General features: G+C 71.0%; 17 protein-coding genes. 6 read left to right on the top strand and 11 right to left on the bottom strand.

The features are described from left to right. The first annotated feature begins 271 nt into the window (after positions 1-271). Positions 272-1,282, top strand: a complete 1,011-nt coding sequence (locus tag ACIBQ8_RS45630) for a LuxR C-terminal-related transcriptional regulator (RefSeq protein ID WP_352318691.1) — start codon at positions 272-274, stop codon at positions 1,280-1,282. A 39-nt stretch (positions 1,283-1,321) separates the two neighbouring features. Continuing rightward, entirely contained in the window at positions 1,322-1,699 is a 378-nt protein-coding gene (locus ACIBQ8_RS45625; protein WP_090930411.1) for a DUF5319 domain-containing protein, read from the top strand. Here ACIBQ8_RS45625 and ACIBQ8_RS45620 read toward each other — a convergent pair. Continuing rightward, a complete protein-coding gene (locus ACIBQ8_RS45620) occupies positions 1,660-1,860 on the bottom strand; it encodes a hypothetical protein (RefSeq protein WP_357982688.1) in 201 nt (66 codons plus the stop codon). The two genes, ACIBQ8_RS45625 and ACIBQ8_RS45620, sit on opposite strands and share 40 nt — an antisense overlap. Further along, complete coding sequence (locus ACIBQ8_RS45615) at positions 1,857-2,492, bottom strand: sigma-70 family RNA polymerase sigma factor (protein ID WP_090930520.1); 636 nt, start codon at positions 2,490-2,492, stop codon at positions 1,857-1,859. The genes ACIBQ8_RS45620 and ACIBQ8_RS45615 overlap by 4 nt, the downstream gene beginning before the upstream one ends. Before the next feature lie 607 nt (positions 2,493-3,099). Here ACIBQ8_RS45615 and ACIBQ8_RS45610 point away from each other — a divergent pair. Then, positions 3,100-3,579, top strand: coding sequence for an AAA family ATPase (locus ACIBQ8_RS45610; RefSeq protein ID WP_397195235.1), 480 nt, complete (start codon positions 3,100-3,102; stop codon positions 3,577-3,579). A gap of 228 nt (positions 3,580-3,807) precedes the next feature. On the opposite strand, the gene groL is transcribed toward ACIBQ8_RS45610, so the two are convergent. The 3 genes from groL to ACIBQ8_RS45595 all read right to left on the bottom strand — a co-directional run bounded on the left by groL (position 3,808) and on the right by ACIBQ8_RS45595 (position 6,837). Beyond that, positions 3,808-5,427: a chaperonin GroEL gene (gene groL / locus ACIBQ8_RS45605; RefSeq protein WP_352318685.1), complete on the bottom strand. Its 1,620-nt coding sequence runs from the start codon at positions 5,425-5,427 to the stop codon at positions 3,808-3,810. A gap of 69 nt (positions 5,428-5,496) precedes the next feature. After that, on the bottom strand, positions 5,497-5,811 hold the full coding sequence (gene groES, locus ACIBQ8_RS45600; RefSeq protein WP_226899011.1) for a co-chaperone GroES: 315 nt from the start codon (positions 5,809-5,811) through the stop codon (positions 5,497-5,499). A 171-nt stretch (positions 5,812-5,982) separates the two neighbouring features. Beyond that, entirely contained in the window at positions 5,983-6,837 is an 855-nt protein-coding gene (locus ACIBQ8_RS45595; RefSeq protein WP_397195234.1) for an NAD-dependent epimerase/dehydratase family protein, read from the bottom strand. 104 nt (positions 6,838-6,941) lie between these two features. Here ACIBQ8_RS45595 and ACIBQ8_RS45590 point away from each other — a divergent pair, with 104 nt between their 5' ends. The 3 genes from ACIBQ8_RS45590 to ACIBQ8_RS45580 all read left to right on the top strand — a co-directional run bounded on the left by ACIBQ8_RS45590 (position 6,942) and on the right by ACIBQ8_RS45580 (position 10,742). After that, positions 6,942-7,439 carry a MarR family winged helix-turn-helix transcriptional regulator gene (locus ACIBQ8_RS45590; protein WP_397170656.1) on the top strand — a complete coding sequence of 166 codons (498 nt, stop codon included), beginning with the start codon at positions 6,942-6,944 and terminating at the stop codon, positions 7,437-7,439. Between the two features lie 129 nt (positions 7,440-7,568). After that, a complete protein-coding gene (locus tag ACIBQ8_RS45585) occupies positions 7,569-8,738 on the top strand; it encodes a methyltransferase domain-containing protein (RefSeq protein WP_397195233.1) in 1,170 nt (389 codons plus the stop codon). 195 nt (positions 8,739-8,933) lie between these two features. Then, positions 8,934-10,742: a hypothetical protein gene (locus ACIBQ8_RS45580; protein WP_397195232.1), complete on the top strand. Its 1,809-nt coding sequence runs from the start codon at positions 8,934-8,936 to the stop codon at positions 10,740-10,742. Between the two features lie 59 nt (positions 10,743-10,801). Here the strand turns inward: ACIBQ8_RS45580 and tsaD are convergent, their stop codons facing one another. The 6 genes from tsaD to ACIBQ8_RS45550 are packed head-to-tail and all read right to left on the bottom strand — an operon-like array spanning position 10,802 to position 15,074. Next, positions 10,802-11,833, bottom strand: coding sequence for a tRNA (adenosine(37)-N6)-threonylcarbamoyltransferase complex transferase subunit TsaD (tsaD, locus tag ACIBQ8_RS45575; RefSeq protein ID WP_357982706.1), 1,032 nt, complete (start codon positions 11,831-11,833; stop codon positions 10,802-10,804). After that, on the bottom strand, positions 11,826-12,257 hold the full coding sequence (gene rimI, locus ACIBQ8_RS45570) for a ribosomal protein S18-alanine N-acetyltransferase (RefSeq protein WP_397170735.1): 432 nt from the start codon (positions 12,255-12,257) through the stop codon (positions 11,826-11,828). Before rimI ends, tsaD begins: the two co-directional genes overlap by 8 nt. Before the next feature lie 11 nt (positions 12,258-12,268). After that, complete coding sequence (gene tsaB, locus ACIBQ8_RS45565; RefSeq protein ID WP_397170660.1) at positions 12,269-12,913, bottom strand: tRNA (adenosine(37)-N6)-threonylcarbamoyltransferase complex dimerization subunit type 1 TsaB; 645 nt, start codon at positions 12,911-12,913, stop codon at positions 12,269-12,271. 27 nt (positions 12,914-12,940) lie between these two features. Then, on the bottom strand, positions 12,941-13,870 hold the full coding sequence (locus ACIBQ8_RS45560; protein ID WP_397195231.1) for a phosphotransferase family protein: 930 nt from the start codon (positions 13,868-13,870) through the stop codon (positions 12,941-12,943). A gap of 10 nt (positions 13,871-13,880) precedes the next feature. Beyond that, a complete protein-coding gene (locus tag ACIBQ8_RS45555; protein WP_397170663.1) occupies positions 13,881-14,417 on the bottom strand; it encodes a class F sortase in 537 nt (178 codons plus the stop codon). A gap of 3 nt (positions 14,418-14,420) precedes the next feature. Further along, a complete protein-coding gene (locus tag ACIBQ8_RS45550; RefSeq protein WP_397195230.1) occupies positions 14,421-15,074 on the bottom strand; it encodes a hypothetical protein in 654 nt (217 codons plus the stop codon). Positions 15,075-15,156 lie beyond the last annotated feature (82 nt).

Genomic DNA, 15,156 nt, shown 5'->3' with positions numbered 1-15,156 from the left:
CCATCCCCCGGCCACCGGCACCCAGGCCTGGCGGCGCGTTCACGCCACCGAACCCCCCTCCGCGTCCTGATGGCGGCTGCCGCAAGGCCCCGCTTCAGGGTGCCGACGCTAGGTAAAGCCTGCGTCACTCAACGGCACGACGCAATGTGAAAACGTGCAATTGCACGAAGTTGCACGTTCCGCCGACGATTCCGCGGCAAGCCCCGGACACGCAGGCGGTACGGGGTTATCCTCGCGGCACGCCCGTGTCCCCCCGACGGAGCCGCCCATAATGCGTAACCAGCCCAGGCGCGTTGCAGAGCCCTTCGAGACGCTGGGCCTCGACCCGGCGCAGACCGCCCTTTACACGGCGCTGCTACGCCTGCACAGGGCCACGCGCACCGACCTCGCCCAGGCCATGGACGGCCCCGTCGAGAAGGTCGGCCGCCAGCTCGACGACCTGGTCAGGCTGGGGGTGGTCGACGAGCAGTCCGGCGAGTACCTGGCCAGGCACCCGGCGGCGGCGCTCGGCCGGGTGATCGCCGAGCGCCTCGACCGGCTGGCCGAGGAGAGCCGCAGGATCGACTCCGCGCTCGGCTCCATCCGCGGCCTGATCCACGACTACGACGCCGGCCGCGATTATCAGAGCGGGACATTCCCGGTGGAGATGGTGAACGGCGCGGACGTCCTCTACGAGAGCGTCGTCGGCATAGCCGTGCAATCCCCGCCCATGGAGTTGTTGACCGCAATCCCGGACGAGCGCACAATGGCAGATTTTGTTCGTAAATTTGCGGACCCATGGATTGATGCGCAAAAACGGCAACTTCTTACCGTTCAGGCGATCATTCCGGTCTCCACGCTGAGCCTGCCGGGCGTACGCGAGCAGCTCACCCGGCTCCTCGACACCGGCGGCAAGGTGCGCACGCTCGACCGGGTGCCGAGCTGGTTCATGACGGCCGGGCCCGAGGTCGCCGGCCTGCCCGCCCTGTGGGGCGGCAACCTGCCCGACCACGCCTACAACTTCTACCTGGTGCGCACGCCGATCGTCGTCGGCATGCTGCGCTCGCTGTTCCAGGAGCTCTGGGGCCGGGCCGTGCCGCTGCCCTGGGGGCGCAGGGGCGACGGGATGGTCCAGGTGCTCCGCCTGGCCGCGCAGGGCGTGTGCGACGACTCCATCGCCCGCCAGCTCGGCGTCTCGGTCCGTACGGTGCGCGCGAGGTTCGCCGACGCCATGGCCGAGCTGGGCGCGCAGTCGCGGTTCCACGCCGGCGTTGAGGCCGCCAGACGGGGATGGCTCAGCTAATACTCTCCGCCGGGGCCGCTTCGGTCATATGGTGGGAAGGTGCTGGAAGACGTCCCCCGCGACCCGTTCGCGGACGACCCGAACGACCCGTCCTCGGCGATGGGCGCTCTCGACGACGCCGAGCCACTCACCGCGGCCGAGCGCGACGAGGCCATCACCGACCTGGCAGACGTCGAGGTCTTTCGCTCCCTGCTCGAACCGCAGGGGGTGCTGGGCCTCGTGCTCGACTGCCCCGAGTGCGGCGAGCAGCACTTCTTCGACTGGGAGCTGCTGCGCGGCAACCTTCGCCAGATGATCGAGAAAGGCCAGCCCCAGGTGCACGAGCCGGCCTTCCACCCCGACCCGGCCGACTACGTCAGCTGGGAGTACGCCCGAGGCTATGTCGACGGCGTCATCGACACGGAGGAGCGCCGCTGATCGACTTCCTCCGAGACATCGTCCAGTAGCGCGCCCAGCAACCGCACCGCAGGGTCGGACGAGTCCCGCGCCCGGCCCCGCGCGACCGCGTCGAGCAGCTCGTCGGTCTGGAGCAGGTCGTCGGCCTCGAGAAGCGCATGGAGCTCGTCCTCCGGCGTCAAGCCGACTCCAGCTCGGCCATCTGCCGCAACCTGGCCAGCGCCCGATGCTGGGCTACGCGGACCGCACCTGGTGACATACCGAGTACATTACCGGTCTCCTCGGCGGACAGCCCCGACACCACCCGCAACAGCAGCAACTCCCGCTGGTTGTCGGGCAGCCTGGCCAGCAGCCTGCGCGCGTGCTCGACCTCGATGTAGCGGACCACCGTCTCCTCGGGCCCGGGACCGTCGTCGGGCCCGTCGGGCAGATCCTGGGTGGGCACGGCCGAGCGCACCGAACTGCGCAGCGCGTCGGCCACCTTGTGCGAGGCGATCCCGAACACGAAGGACGCGAAAGGCCGCCCCATGTCCCGGTATCGCGGCAGCGCGGACAACACCGCGATGCACACCTCCTGGGCTACGTCATCGGCAATGTGATATTGCCCTGAAACCCTGCCCAGCCTGGCGCGGCAATACCGCACCACCATGGGACGCAACTCCCCGAGCAGGGATTCGATCGCACTGCGATCTCCCTGCACGGCGAGGCTCGTCAGTTCCCTAAGGTCGGAGTCATCCGTCCGTGCCGGAAGTCTCGACGCGAGCCTTACCCCAATTTTGGCGTCGGCGACGCTTCCCTCGCTCACGATAGGCATGATGCCCGCACTGATCGGGCCTGTCCCCCTGGCGAACGGCTACGGATTGGTCACATTGAAGCGACGATAACTAGCAGTAATCAGATGACCACACTAAGCCGGATGAGCTGACATAATATTTCACTCCATAAGCCAAAATGCACGACAATTGCCAGACCCCGACGCTTAACCGCCACTGCCGGTTTACTCCAATAATCGACCTCTTCCCCCATTTTTCCCCGCCCGCGCCCCCTTGCGCCCCGCCAGCCCCAGGCACATTTCCAGGCCACCCGTAACCCCCCAGCCCCCCGCCCGCCTCCGTCGGGGGCCCGCCCCTGGAGAGCCAACCGCCGACACCGGCAAGGGCTGGGAGTAGACCACGACAGCCGAGGACCCGCACCGGTCGGCCCCGAACGGACCGTGGGAAGCCCCGCCCCCGGAAGAAAGGCCGTGGGAAGCCCCCCGAAGGAACGTGGTCGAGGGGGCGTCACAACACAGTGATCACTTACCGGCGGCGGTCGGCACAGCGAGCCGAGCGGGTTTCCGTGGTCCGAGTCGGCGCCACCGGATCGCCAACGTGGGTGACACGAAACCGGCCGAGGCCGGGACGGTCCGGTAGCCTCGTCCGATGGCGAAGATCCTGGTCACGGGGATGTCGGGAACCGGTAAGTCCACGGCGTTGGAGATGCTGGCGGCCCGGGGCCATCGCGCCGTCGACACCGATACCGACCAGTGGAGCCACTGGGTGACCTTGCCCGACGGATCCACCGACTGGGTGTGGCGCAAGCCGGCCGTCAGCGACCTGCTCGCCGACCATGGCGAGGGCGCCCTCTTCGTGGCCGGCTGCAAGTCCAATCAGGGCCGGTTCTACCCGCGATTCGACCACGTCGTCCTGCTCAGCGCGCCCGCTGAGATCATGCTGGCTCGCATCGCGACACGCACCAACAACCCCTTCGGCAAGCGCCCCGAGGAACGCGAAGCCGTCCTGCGCGACCTGGCCGACGTGGAACCGCTTCTCAGAGCCACCTCAACACTCGAGATCGACGCGTCCGCCCCGATCGACCACGTCGTCCAGCAGCTTGAGAACCTCGCACGAACAACGCCGTAACCGAGGCTCGCAGCCGGGACGGACCGCAAGAAGCCGACGGCCCCCACCGGAGAGAACCCGGGCGGGCCGTGGACGGCCGTGGAAGGCCGACGGCCCACGCCCGCGAAGCCAGGAACGGGTCTTGAAAGCCAACGGCCCGCCCCCAGGGAACCGGGACGGGCCGTGGAAAACCGACGGCCCGCGCCGGTGGAACCGGGCGGGCCGTACGGGCGCGGGGGAAACAGCCGGTCAGTGGCCGTGACCGTGGCCGTGGCCCTGGCCGGCGGCCGGAGCCTCCTCCTCGGGCTTGTCCACCACGAGCGCCTCGGTCGTCAGGAGCATGCCCGCGATCGAAGCCGCGTTCTGCACCGCGGACCGGGTCACCTTGACGGGGTCGATGACACCCTGGGCGATCAGGTCGACGTACTCGCCGGTGGCGGCGTTGAGGCCCTGGCCGGCGGGCAGCTCGGCGACCTTGTGGGTCACCACGTAGCCCTCCAGGCCGGCGTTCTCGGCGATCCAGCGGGCCGGCTCGACCAGCGCGCGGCGCACGACGCCGACACCGGTGGCCTCGTCGCCGGTCAGGCCGAGGTCGTCGAGCTCCTTGCCCACGTGGATGAGGGCCGAGCCACCGCCGGAGACGATGCCCTCCTCGATCGCGGCGCGGGTCGCGGAGATCGCGTCCTCAAGGCGGTGCTTCTTCTCCTTCAGCTCCACCTCGGTGGCGGCGCCGACGCGCAGCACGCACACACCGCCGGCGAGCTTGGCCAGGCGCTCCTGCAGCTTCTCGCGGTCCCAGTCGGAGTCGGACTGCTCGATGGCAATCTTGATCTCCTTGACGCGGTCCTCGATCGCCTGCTGGTCGCCGGCGCCGTCGACGATGGTCGTGGCGTCCTTGGTGACGACGACGCGGCGGGCCGTGCCGAGCACCTCGAGGCCGACGTGCTCCAGCTTGAGGCCGACCTCTTCGCTGACGACCTGGCCGCCGGTGAGGATGGCCATGTCCTGGAGCATCGCCTTGCGGCGGTCACCGAAGCCCGGGGCCTTGACGGCCACGGAGGTGAAGGTGCCGCGGATCTTGTTGGTGACCAGGACGGCCAGGGCCTCGCCCTCGACGTCCTCGGCGACCACGAGCAGCGGCTTCTTGGTCTGGGCGACCTTCTCCAGCAGCGGCAGGAAGTCGGCGATGGAGGAGATCTTGCCCTGGGTGAGCAGGATGTACGCGTCCTCCAGGACGGACTCCATGCGCTCGGGGTCGGTCACCATGTAGGCCGACAGGTAGCCCTTGTCGAACTGCATGCCCTCGGTGAACTCGAGCTCCATGCCCATGGCGTTGGACTCTTCGACGGTGAGGACACCGTCCTTGCCCACCTTGTCGAACGCCTCGGCGATCAGCTCGCCGATCTTGGCGTCCTGGGCGGAGATGGTGGCGACGTTGGCGATCTCCTTCTTGTCGCCCACCTCGCGCGCGCTGGCCAGCAGCCGGTCGCTGATCTCCTTGGCGGCCTTGTCGATGCCACGCTTGAGCGACAGCGGCGAGGCGCCGGCGGCCACGTTGCGCAGGCCCTCGCGGACCATGGCCTGGGCCAGCACGGTGGCGGTGGTGGTGCCGTCGCCCGCGATGTCGTTGGTCTTGGTGGCAACTTCCTTGGCGAGCTGGGCGCCGAGGTTCTCGTAGCGCTCCTCCAGCTCGATCTCACGAGCGATGGTGACACCGTCGTTCGTGATCGTCGGCGCACCGAACTTCTTGTCGATGACGACGTTGCGGCCACGCGGGCCGAGGGTTACCTTCACGGCGTCCGCGAGGGCGTTGACACCGCGCTCAAGCGCGCGACGGGCGTCCTCGTCGAACTGCAGGATCTTCGCCATGCTGAAAGTCCTCTCCTGGCGTCGAAAGCCCCGGGCCCTCAAGAGCGCCCGGGGCTCGACACAACCGGCTTACTTCTCGATGATCGCGAGAACGTCGCGGGCGGAGAGCACGAGGTACTCCTCGCCGCCGTACTTGACCTCGGTGCCGCCGTACTTGCTGTAGAGGACGACGTCGCCCTCGGAGACGTCGAGCGGAATACGCTTGTCGCCGTCCTCATCCCAGTTGCCGGGGCCCACCGCGAGGACCTTGCCCTCCTGCGGCTTCTCCTTGGCGGTGTCCGGGATGACCAGACCGGAAGCGGTGGTCTGCTCTGCCTCAAGCGGCTGAACCACGATGCGGTCGCCGAGCGGCTTAACGGGAACCTTGGTGGCGGTCGTCACGATCGGACCTCCCCTTCAGATTTGAATGATCTAGAAGAGGCGACCAGCGGGGCCTGCCGTCGCGGGTGTCAGACCTGCCTCGTCGCACGTTGGCACTCTCAAGGTGAGAGTGCCAACAGGAAACATATGCAAGAGGGCCTTGACAGTCAACACGAACGCGTCTGCTCAGAGCGATCAGACGTAGGAACCCTCGGTCAGATCGGCGACGACGCCGGGCCGGGAGGGGTTCCAGCCGAGTTCGGCGCGCGTGCGTGTCGCGCTGATGCGCTGGCCGAGCGCCAGGGCCTCGGCGAAGCCCGCCCCCAGCACCTGGGCCGCCTCGGCCAGCGGCCAGGGCTCGGCCTGCGGCTTGACGCCCGCGGACCGGGCCGCCGCCTCGGCCACCTCGGCGACCGGCACGGCCTCCTCGCTGATGCCGTGGTAGACGCGGGCGCCGCCCCTCTCCAGGACGGCCACGACAAGCTCGGCCAGGTCGTCGACGTGCACGAACGTCCAGGTGTGCGGCTCGCCGCCGTTGGTGACGTAGACCCCGGCGCCGCGCTCGGCGGCCTGCGCGCGCATCATGGCGGGGATGCCGCCGCCGCGCCCGTGGACGACGCCGGGCCGGATCACCGAGCCGCCGCCGTCGATGACCAGCTGCTCGATCTCGTGCCGGTACGCCACGAGCGGAATCGGGTCGGCCGGGCTGCCCTCGTGCCCGTCGGCGGTGGCGCCCAGCACCCACACGCCGCTGGTGAAGACCACCTTCCGGCCCGACGCGGCGAGCACGCCGATCGCGGCGAGGTCGGCCTCCTTGTCGCCGCCGAGCTGCGCGGCGACCACGATCGCGTCGATGTCCGGGGTGATCGCGGCGGCCAGCCCCGCGACGTCGGCCAGGTCTCCGTGACGCTCGTCCGCCACGCCCGGCACGCGCCGGGACCCGTCGGCGGTGGGCCGCACCAGGACGGCCACCTCGTGCCCCTGCTCGGCCAGCCGCTCGACCACCGCGCCGCCGATGTACCCCGTCGCGCCCAGCACCAGCACCTTCATGATGATCCTACCTCGAAAATTTCTACGTTGAACATTTCGACGTCGTGGACAGTACCGCACGATGCCGAACATTTCAACATCGAAGCTTTGGTAGGGTGAGCCACGTGGATGACGCGGTGGACGTGATTCTCGGACAGTGGGCGCGGACACGGCCCGACGTCGACGTGTCCCCGATGGGCGTGATCGGCCGGGTCTCGCGCGCCTCGCGCCTGCTTGAGCGCGGCGTGAAGGACTTCTTCGCCGAGCACGGGCTGGAGGCGTGGGAGTTCGACATGCTGGCCACGCTGCTGCGCAGCGGCGCCGAGGCGACCATGTGCATGAAGGACCTGTCCACCTCGGCCATGGTCAGCCCCGGCGCGCTGACCAACCGGATGGACCACCTGGTCCGGCGCGGCCTGGTCCACCGCTGGCCGGCGCCGCACAACCGGCGCATGACGCTGGTCGCCCTCACCGACGAGGGCAGGAGGGTCGCCGACGAGATGCTCGTCCTGCACGCCGCCAACGAGGAGCGGCTGCTCGCCGGCCTGTCCGAGGACGAGCGGGACGCCCTGGCCGGGCTGCTGCGCAGCCTGCTGGTCTCCCTGGGCGACACCTCCCTGTGAGCGACCCCGGACCAGGAGCGGCGCCCAGTCACGAGCGGTCCGAGTCGCGAGCGGCCCCGATTCCGGGCGTTCCGAGCCACGAATGGCCCCGAGCCGCAAGTGATCCCGAGTTGTGAGCGGAGTGCGTACATGGATCTCGACGCCTTCGGCGAGCTGCTGACCCCGCGCGGGCAGCGGGCGCTCGCCGAGGCCGCGGAGCTGGCCGGGACCGATCCGGTCGCGGCGGCGACCAGGCTGCGCCGCACCTACGACGCGGCGCTCACCTCCGCCGCGCTGACGCAGGCGGCGCTGCGCGAGCGCGCCGCGGCGAAGTTCGGCGCGGAGGCCGCGGTCATGTACTTCACCCCGCATGGTCTGGAGCAGTCCACCCGCCGGGAGGTCGCCGACCACCGCGCCCGGCGCATGGGCGCCGGACGGGTGATCGACGCCTGCTGCGGAGTCGGCGGCGACCTGCTGGCGCTCGCCCGCGCCGGCTGCGAGGTCGACGCCGTCGACCTCGACCCGCTGACCGTCGCCGTGGCGAGCGCCAACGCCGACGCGCTCGGGCTGTCCGCACGGGTGCGGGTGCGCGTGGGCGACGCGGCGCTGGTCCGGCCCGAGGAGTACGACGCGCTGTTCGCCGACCCGGCCCGGCGCAGCGGCAAGGGCCGCACGTTCGACCCCATGGCCTACTCGCCGCCCTGGCCGGTCGTGCTCGACCTGGTCGCGCGGGCGCGACGGGCCTGCCTCAAGGTCGCGCCCGGCATCCCGTACGAGTTCATCCCCGAGGGCGCGGAGGCCGAATGGGTCTCCTACAAGGGCGAGGTCAAGGAGGCCACCCTCTGGACCGGCCCCCGCGAAGGCGCCGGCCCCGCCCGGCGCGCCACCCTGCTGCCCGGCGGGCACACCCTGACCGCCACCGGGGTCCAGGCCCCCGTCGGCCCGATGGGCCGCTACGTCTACGAGCCCGACGGCGCCGCGATCCGGGCCCACCTCGTGGGCGAGGTGGCCGAGCTGATCGGCGGACGCCTGCCCGACCCCATGATCGCCTACATCACCGCCGACGAGCCCAGCCACACCCCCTGGGCCTCCGGGTACGAAGTGGACGAGGTCATGCCGTTCTCGCTGAAAAAGCTCCGCGCGGCTCTCCGCGAACGGCGGATCGGAAATGTCACCATCAAGAAACGCGCGTCCGCGATCGACATCGAACGCCTGCGCGCAGATCTCCGGCTTTCCGGCGAGAACTCGGTCGTCATTATCCTGACCCGCATTCTCGATAAGCCTTCAGTTATCATCTGCAACCCCCTCCCACCTGCCTGAACACTCCAAAGCGGTCATTCTTCCGCTAAATACGATCTTTCACTTCGACGCCGCCTGACCTTGATCGAAAGGCTAAGGTGGACGGGCGGGAGTTCTCCCCCTTATGCGGTAACCCGCGTACTCGCCCTTTCATCTGCAAACCGGACCTATCCCACCGCTGCGCGGCAGACCGTCGGCGAGCGAAGGAGCCTTTCGGTGGACCATTCCAACCACACCACCCTTCTTCAGGCAGGCGGCCAGTCCGCCATCTCCGAGAGGATGCGAGACCTCCTCGCGCGCGCCGCCCAGGACCATGTCTACGAGCAGCGCACCCAGGGAGCCGTGCTCGACGAGATCCGCCAGCGTCTTGAAGGCATGGAGTGGCTGCTGCGCGAGGTGCGCGAACGCGAGCTCGGGGGCCTGAGCGGCACGCTGGAGGCGGTGAGCGGGCGGCTCGACGACATCACCGCCAAGCCGCCGATGTGGGCGGAGGGCCTGGCCCAGCACGTCGAGGCCGTGCGCGACCACGTCGACGCCGTCGGGGAGAAGATCGGCCACGTCGACGCCCGGGTCGCGCCGGTGGCCGAGCTGCCGAGCCTGTGGGCCGACCTGGGCACCGTGGGCGAGGCGGTCGACGAGGCGCTCAAACGCCTGCAGTCGGTGCTCGACACCACCGACGGCATCACCCAGAACATGTCCGACTTCGCCACCAAGCTGACGCAGCTCAACTCCAGCATGGAGGCCGCGGCCAGCCGCTTCACCCGGCTCGACAAGTCGGTGGCCGACCTGTCGGGCCGCGCCGAACGGGTCGAGAGCGTGGTCGGCGAGCTGGCCGAGAGCGTCGCGGCCACGTCGCAGCAGGTCGCCGTCAAGATCGACGCGGCCGAGCAGCGCCTGACCGGCCGCCTCGACGACACCGACCTGCACATCGCCGCCCGCCTCGACGAGGCCGACAAACGCCTGGCCGGCCGCCTCGACGAGACCGACGAGCGGCTGACCCAGCGCCTGAACGAGCGGCTCGACCGCGCCGACGAGCGCCTGGCCGCCAAGCTCGACGAGGGCGACCAGCGGCTCACGGTCCGGCTGGCCGACGTCGAGCAGCGGCTCACCGCCCGCCTCGACGAGGCCGACCAGCACCTGGCCGTCCAGCTCGGGGAGAGCGAGCTGCGGCTCAGCGGGCGGCTCGACGGCGTCGACTCCCGGCTCGACCGGGTCGAGGGCCGGCTCATGGGGCTCGACACCCGGCTCACCGGCTTCGACGGCAGGCTGGAGTCGGCCGACGAGTGCCTGGCCGACATCGACACCAGGCTCGACGGCGTCGACGGCCGCATCAGCGGCGTCGACAAGCGCCTCACCTCGGTCGACGGCCAGCTCGGCGGCCTCGGCAAGCGTATGGGCGCCATCGACGGCCACCTCGTCCGCCACGACGACCGCTTCGACGCCCTCGACGGCCGCCTCAGCGCGCTCGACGACCGCGCCTCGGCCACCGACCAGCGCCTGGCCGAGACCGCCGTCCGCAGCGAGGGCCGCTTCAACAAGCTCGACAACCAGATGGAGTCGATCGACGAGCGGCTGGTCGAGGCGGAGGAGCACCTGATCACCCGGTTCGACACCCTCGACGGCCAGTTCAGCGGGCTCGACAGCCGCTTCAACGGCCTCGACACGCACCTCAACGGCCTGGCCGCGCGCGCCGATCAGGCCGGCGAGCACCTGGAGTCGGTCGACGACCGCATCGAGGCCATGAACCAGCACGTCAGCCAGCTCCCGGCCGCCCTGGCCATCCCCGAGCGGGTCGGCGAGCTCATCCAGTCGCAGGCCGGCGCGCAGGCCGACCGCCTGTCGGCCGCCGCCGACGCGCTGACCGAGCTGGTGCGCTCCCGCCCCGACCGCGACGAGCTGAGCGAGACGGTCAGCGGCATCGTGCAGCCGGCCACCGACGACCTCACCAAGCGGCTGGCCGCGCTGGAGGAGACCATGCTGGCGCTGGCCGAGGCCCTGCTCCGGCCCACCAGGACCAAAGACTGACCCGCCCGGCGGTGGGGCACGTCCCGCGCCTCACCGCCGGCCTCAGGCCCCGCCGGGGCTCAGACGTGAACCGTCGTGATGGGCAGCGACGAGTCCGCCGGGATCTCCAGGGTCGAGGGCGTGATGCCCGCCGCCACCAGGTCGGAGCCCAGGGCGGCGACCATGGCCCCGTTGTCGGTGCACAACCCCGGCCGGGGCACCCGCAGCCGCACGCCCGCCGCGTCGCAGCGCTCCTGGGCCAGCGCCCGCAGCCGCGAGTTGGCCGCCACGCCGCCGCCGATCAGCAGGTCGTGCACGTCGTACTTCTTGCACGCCTGCAACGCCTTGCGGGTCAGCACGTCGACCACGGCCTCCTGGAAGGAGGCGGCCACGTCGGGCACGTGGATCGACTGCCCGGACGCCTCGCGCGCCTCGACCCAGCGGGCCACGGCGGTCTTGAGCCCGGAGAAGGAGAAGTCGAGCGTGCCGTCGTCGATCTTGCCCCGGGGGAAGGTGACGGCCGTGCCGGAGCCCTCGCGGGCGGCCCGGTCGATGTGCGGGCCGCCGGGGAAGGGCAGCCCGAGCACCCGGGCCACCTTGTCGAACGCCTCGCCGGCCGCGTCGTCGACGGTCGAGCCGAGCGAGATGACGTCTTGAGCCACGTCGGGCACCAGCAGCAGCGAGGAGTGGCCGCCGGAGACCAGCATGGCGATGCACGGCTTGGGCAGCGGCCCGTGTTCGAGCTGGTCGACGGCCACGTGGGCGGCCAGGTGGTTGACGCCGTAGAGCGGCACGCCGAGGCCCAGCGCGTACGACTTTGCGGCGGCCACGCCCACCAGCAGCGCCCCGGCCAGGCCGGGCCCGGCGGTGACGGCGATGGCGTCGATGTCGGAGAACTTGAGCCCCGCCTCGGCCAGCGCCGCCTCTACCGTGGGCGTCATGGCCTCCAGGTGGGCGCGGGAGGCGACCTCGGGCACCACGCCGCCGTATCTGGCGTGCTCGTCCATGCTGGAGGCAATGGTGTTGGCGAGGAGCGTGTGGCCTCTGACGATGCCGATGCCGGTCTCGTCGCACGACGTCTCGATGCCCAGGACCAGGGGTGCGTCAGCCATCCAGCTTCCTTCTCATCATGATCGCGTCGGTGCCGTCGTCGTAGTAGCGGCGGCGGGTGCCGATCTCCTCGAACTCGAAATGCCGGTAGACCGCCTGGGCGCGCGGATTGTCGGCGCGTACCTCCAGGAAGATCTCGCGCGCGCCCCTGCGCCGCGCCTCGGCCAGCAGCTCGGTCAGCATCGCGCTGGCGAAGCCGGTGCCCTGGTGCTGCTCCAGCACGGCGATGGTCTGCACGTCGGCCTGGTCGGAGGCGACCGCGATGCCGGCGTAGGCGACGATCTCGTCGTCGGCCAGGGCCACCACGTAGTGGCGCGAACGCGGCATGTCGGCCAGCTCGCCGCGCATCATGCCCTCGCTCCACGCGTCGAGCGGGAACGTGGCCCGCTCGATCGCCATGACCGCGGGCAGGTCGGCCTCGGTCATCGGCCGCAGTCTCACGCCGTCACCTTCTTGGGCGCGCCCGGCACCACGGCGTCGGGCCTGCGCAGGTAGATCGGCCGCGGTGGGTCGAGCGGGACGCCCGCGGCCAGCCGCTCGGCGGCCAGCGCGGCCAGCGCGCCCGCGTAGGGGTACGGCGGGGCGTCGTGGCCGCCCAGCACGTCGGGGTAGAGCCCCGCGCCGGCGCCCACGACCGGCAGGCCATCGACGGGCACGTCGGCGGGCCGGTCGACGAACGGGCCGTCGGCGCGGGTGCGCATGTCCTGGTAGCGCGCCCAGAACACCTCCTTGCGCCGGGCGTCGGTGGCGACCAGGAACGGCTCGCCGAGCCCGCTGCCGTAGGCGACCGCGTCGAGGGTGCAGATGCCGTACGCGGGCACGGCGAGCGTCGTCGCGAGCCCCTGGGCGGTCATCAGCCCGACGCGCAGGCCCGTGTAGGGCCCGGGGCCGCTGCCCGCGACGACGGCCGTCACGTCGCGCAGCGCGGCGCCCGACTCGGTCAGCACGCGTTCGATGGTGGGGACGAGCAGCTCGCCGTGGCGGCGGGCGTCGATCGTCGTGGACTCGGCGAGCACCCGCTCGCCGTCGTGGAGCGCGGCGGTGACGGCGGGCGTCGCGGTATCAAAGGCCAGGACCAGCACGACTGTTTAGCCTACCCGCCGGACGGGTCACACCCAGCCGGTACGCCGTTTCAGCCACTCCAGCGCGACCACTCCCTGCGCCCGCTGGAACGCCCTGAGCGTGGGCAGGCCGGGCGGATCCGGCAGCCGGCCGTGCCGGACGAAGTAGCCGGTCAGGGCCGCGACGACCGCGGTGACCGCCGGGTCGGGATCGTCGAACAGCTCGTGCGGCGCCGGACCGCCCTGCATGCCGACCGACGGCAGCATGGCCACCTGGTCGTACCAGGGCGCGGCCAGGCAGGCCCAGGGCCAGTCGACCACGTAGACGCGGTCGTGCGTGAGCAGGACGTTGTCGGCCCTCAGGTCGGCGTGGACGAGGGTGTCGCCGGCCGCCGCCGTCGCCCAGCCGGACTCCAGCTCGGCCAGCTCGGGCAGGTGGCGCAGCGCCCACGGGTCGAGCCCTGCGGTGTCCTCGTCGAGCAGTCTGCGCCAGCCCTGGAAGGAGTCGCCCATGACCTCGCCGACCGTGCGAGCCTCGATCGGCGACGGGGTGAGCGCGGCGGACATCTCCTTCAATGCCGTGATCACCCGGTCGAGCTCGTCGCGCCGCCACGGCATCGCGGGGTGGACGGCCTCGACGTCCTCGAAGACCAGGGCGACCCAGCCCTCCAGCTCGAAGGCCGTCAGCAGCTTCGGCGCGGGGACCGACTCGGGGAGCGCGGCGGCGTTCCTGACCTCGGAGCGGTAGATGCGCACGCTGTCGGGGTTGGGCTCGGGGCCGACGGCCTTGACGAACGCGCGCCGGCCGCCGTCGGTCCGCAGGCGCACCGCGGCCGCCGGGGAGAAGCCGCCCTCCTGGGTGACGGCCTCCACGACGCGGCCGCCGAGGAAGCCCTCGACCGCCTCGCGCACCAGCGGGTGGACCTCCTGCCAGGGCACGCGGGCCCCGGACGCCGGCGGGTTGTGGTCAGTGCTCATCGTTCCATGATCAGGCTCGGGACGCGTAGACGATGATGTTGTCGACATATTCGCCTCTGGCGTAGTCGAACTTGCCGCCGCAGGTGACGAGTTTGAGCCCGTCGTCGACGTACACCCGCCGGGCGGGGAAGTGGTCCTTGGAGACCTGTTCGATGGCGTCCACCTTGAAGCTGACGACCTTGCCGTCGCTGCGTTCCACCTTGACGGTCTCGCCCTTGCGCAACTGCCTGAGCTTGTAGAACACGGCGGGGGCGGTCTTGGTGTCGACGTGGCCGATGATCACCGAGGCGCCCTTCTCGCCGGGCACCGCGCTGCCGCTGTACCAGCCGGCCATCTTGGGCTTCTCGTACGGCGGCAGCTCGACCTCGCCGTCCTTGCTCAGCCCGAGCTTCATCAGCGGGGCCTCAAGGTCGAGCGAGGGGATGTCGATGCTCTTGGGCACCACGCCCGCCGCCGGGGTGGAGGAGTTCTGCATGCTCTTGCCGAAGGCGACCAGCAGCAGGCCCGTGACGGCGCCCGCGAGCACCACCCGTCCTGGACGTGCCATCGGTCAAGCCCGGCTGCGCCGCTTGACCATCACGACCGCGCCGCCGACGAGGACCAGGGCCACCAGCGCGCCGGCCGGGCCCAGCGGGATCGAGGACTCGTCGTCGACGTCCCGGCCGAAGGTGCCGCCGCCGCCCGCCTTGGGCGCCTTGGTGGGCACGCCGGTCGGGTCGGCCTCGGCCCTGGCCACCTTGAGCGTGGCCTTGCCGACGTCGTTGGTGCCGTCGCACTTGACGTCGACGGTGTACGAGCCGCGCTTGACCGTGCCGGAGACCGTCGCCTCGCCCCGGACCCAGGGCGAGCCGTTCGCCGGGCTGCTGGTCGCGGTCGGCGAGGCCGACCCGGCCGGCACGGGGTTGAGCGGGACGCCGTTGAGGAACGCCCGCGAGGTCGCGGTGCCGGTGTGGGCCGGCCCGCCGGACGGCAGCGGGCAGTTGGCCAGGATCCAGACCTTGGACGTCTCCCCCGCGGTGACCCGGTCGGGGTTGACCTGGACCGCGATGCTCGGCCTCTTGGTGGGCGGCGGGGCGGTCGCGGTGGTCGTGGCCGTGGTCGTGGCCGTCGTGGTGGCGGTGGTGGACGTCGTGGCTGTGGCCGTCGGTGTGCCTGTCGGTGTGGTCTCGGCCGAGGCCGCACACCCGGTCAGCCCGACCACCATGATGGCACCCGCGTACGCGACTCGCCTGACCCTGAGCACCGCCGCACCCCACTTTGCCGTCTTGCACCCAGCATCCACCAAA

This window comes from Nonomuraea sp. NPDC049646 (genome assembly GCF_044465525.1).
In the GTDB taxonomy this organism is placed as follows: Bacteria; Actinomycetota; Actinomycetes; order Streptosporangiales; family Streptosporangiaceae; genus Nonomuraea.
This window is presented reverse-complemented; position numbering and strand designations above follow the sequence as displayed.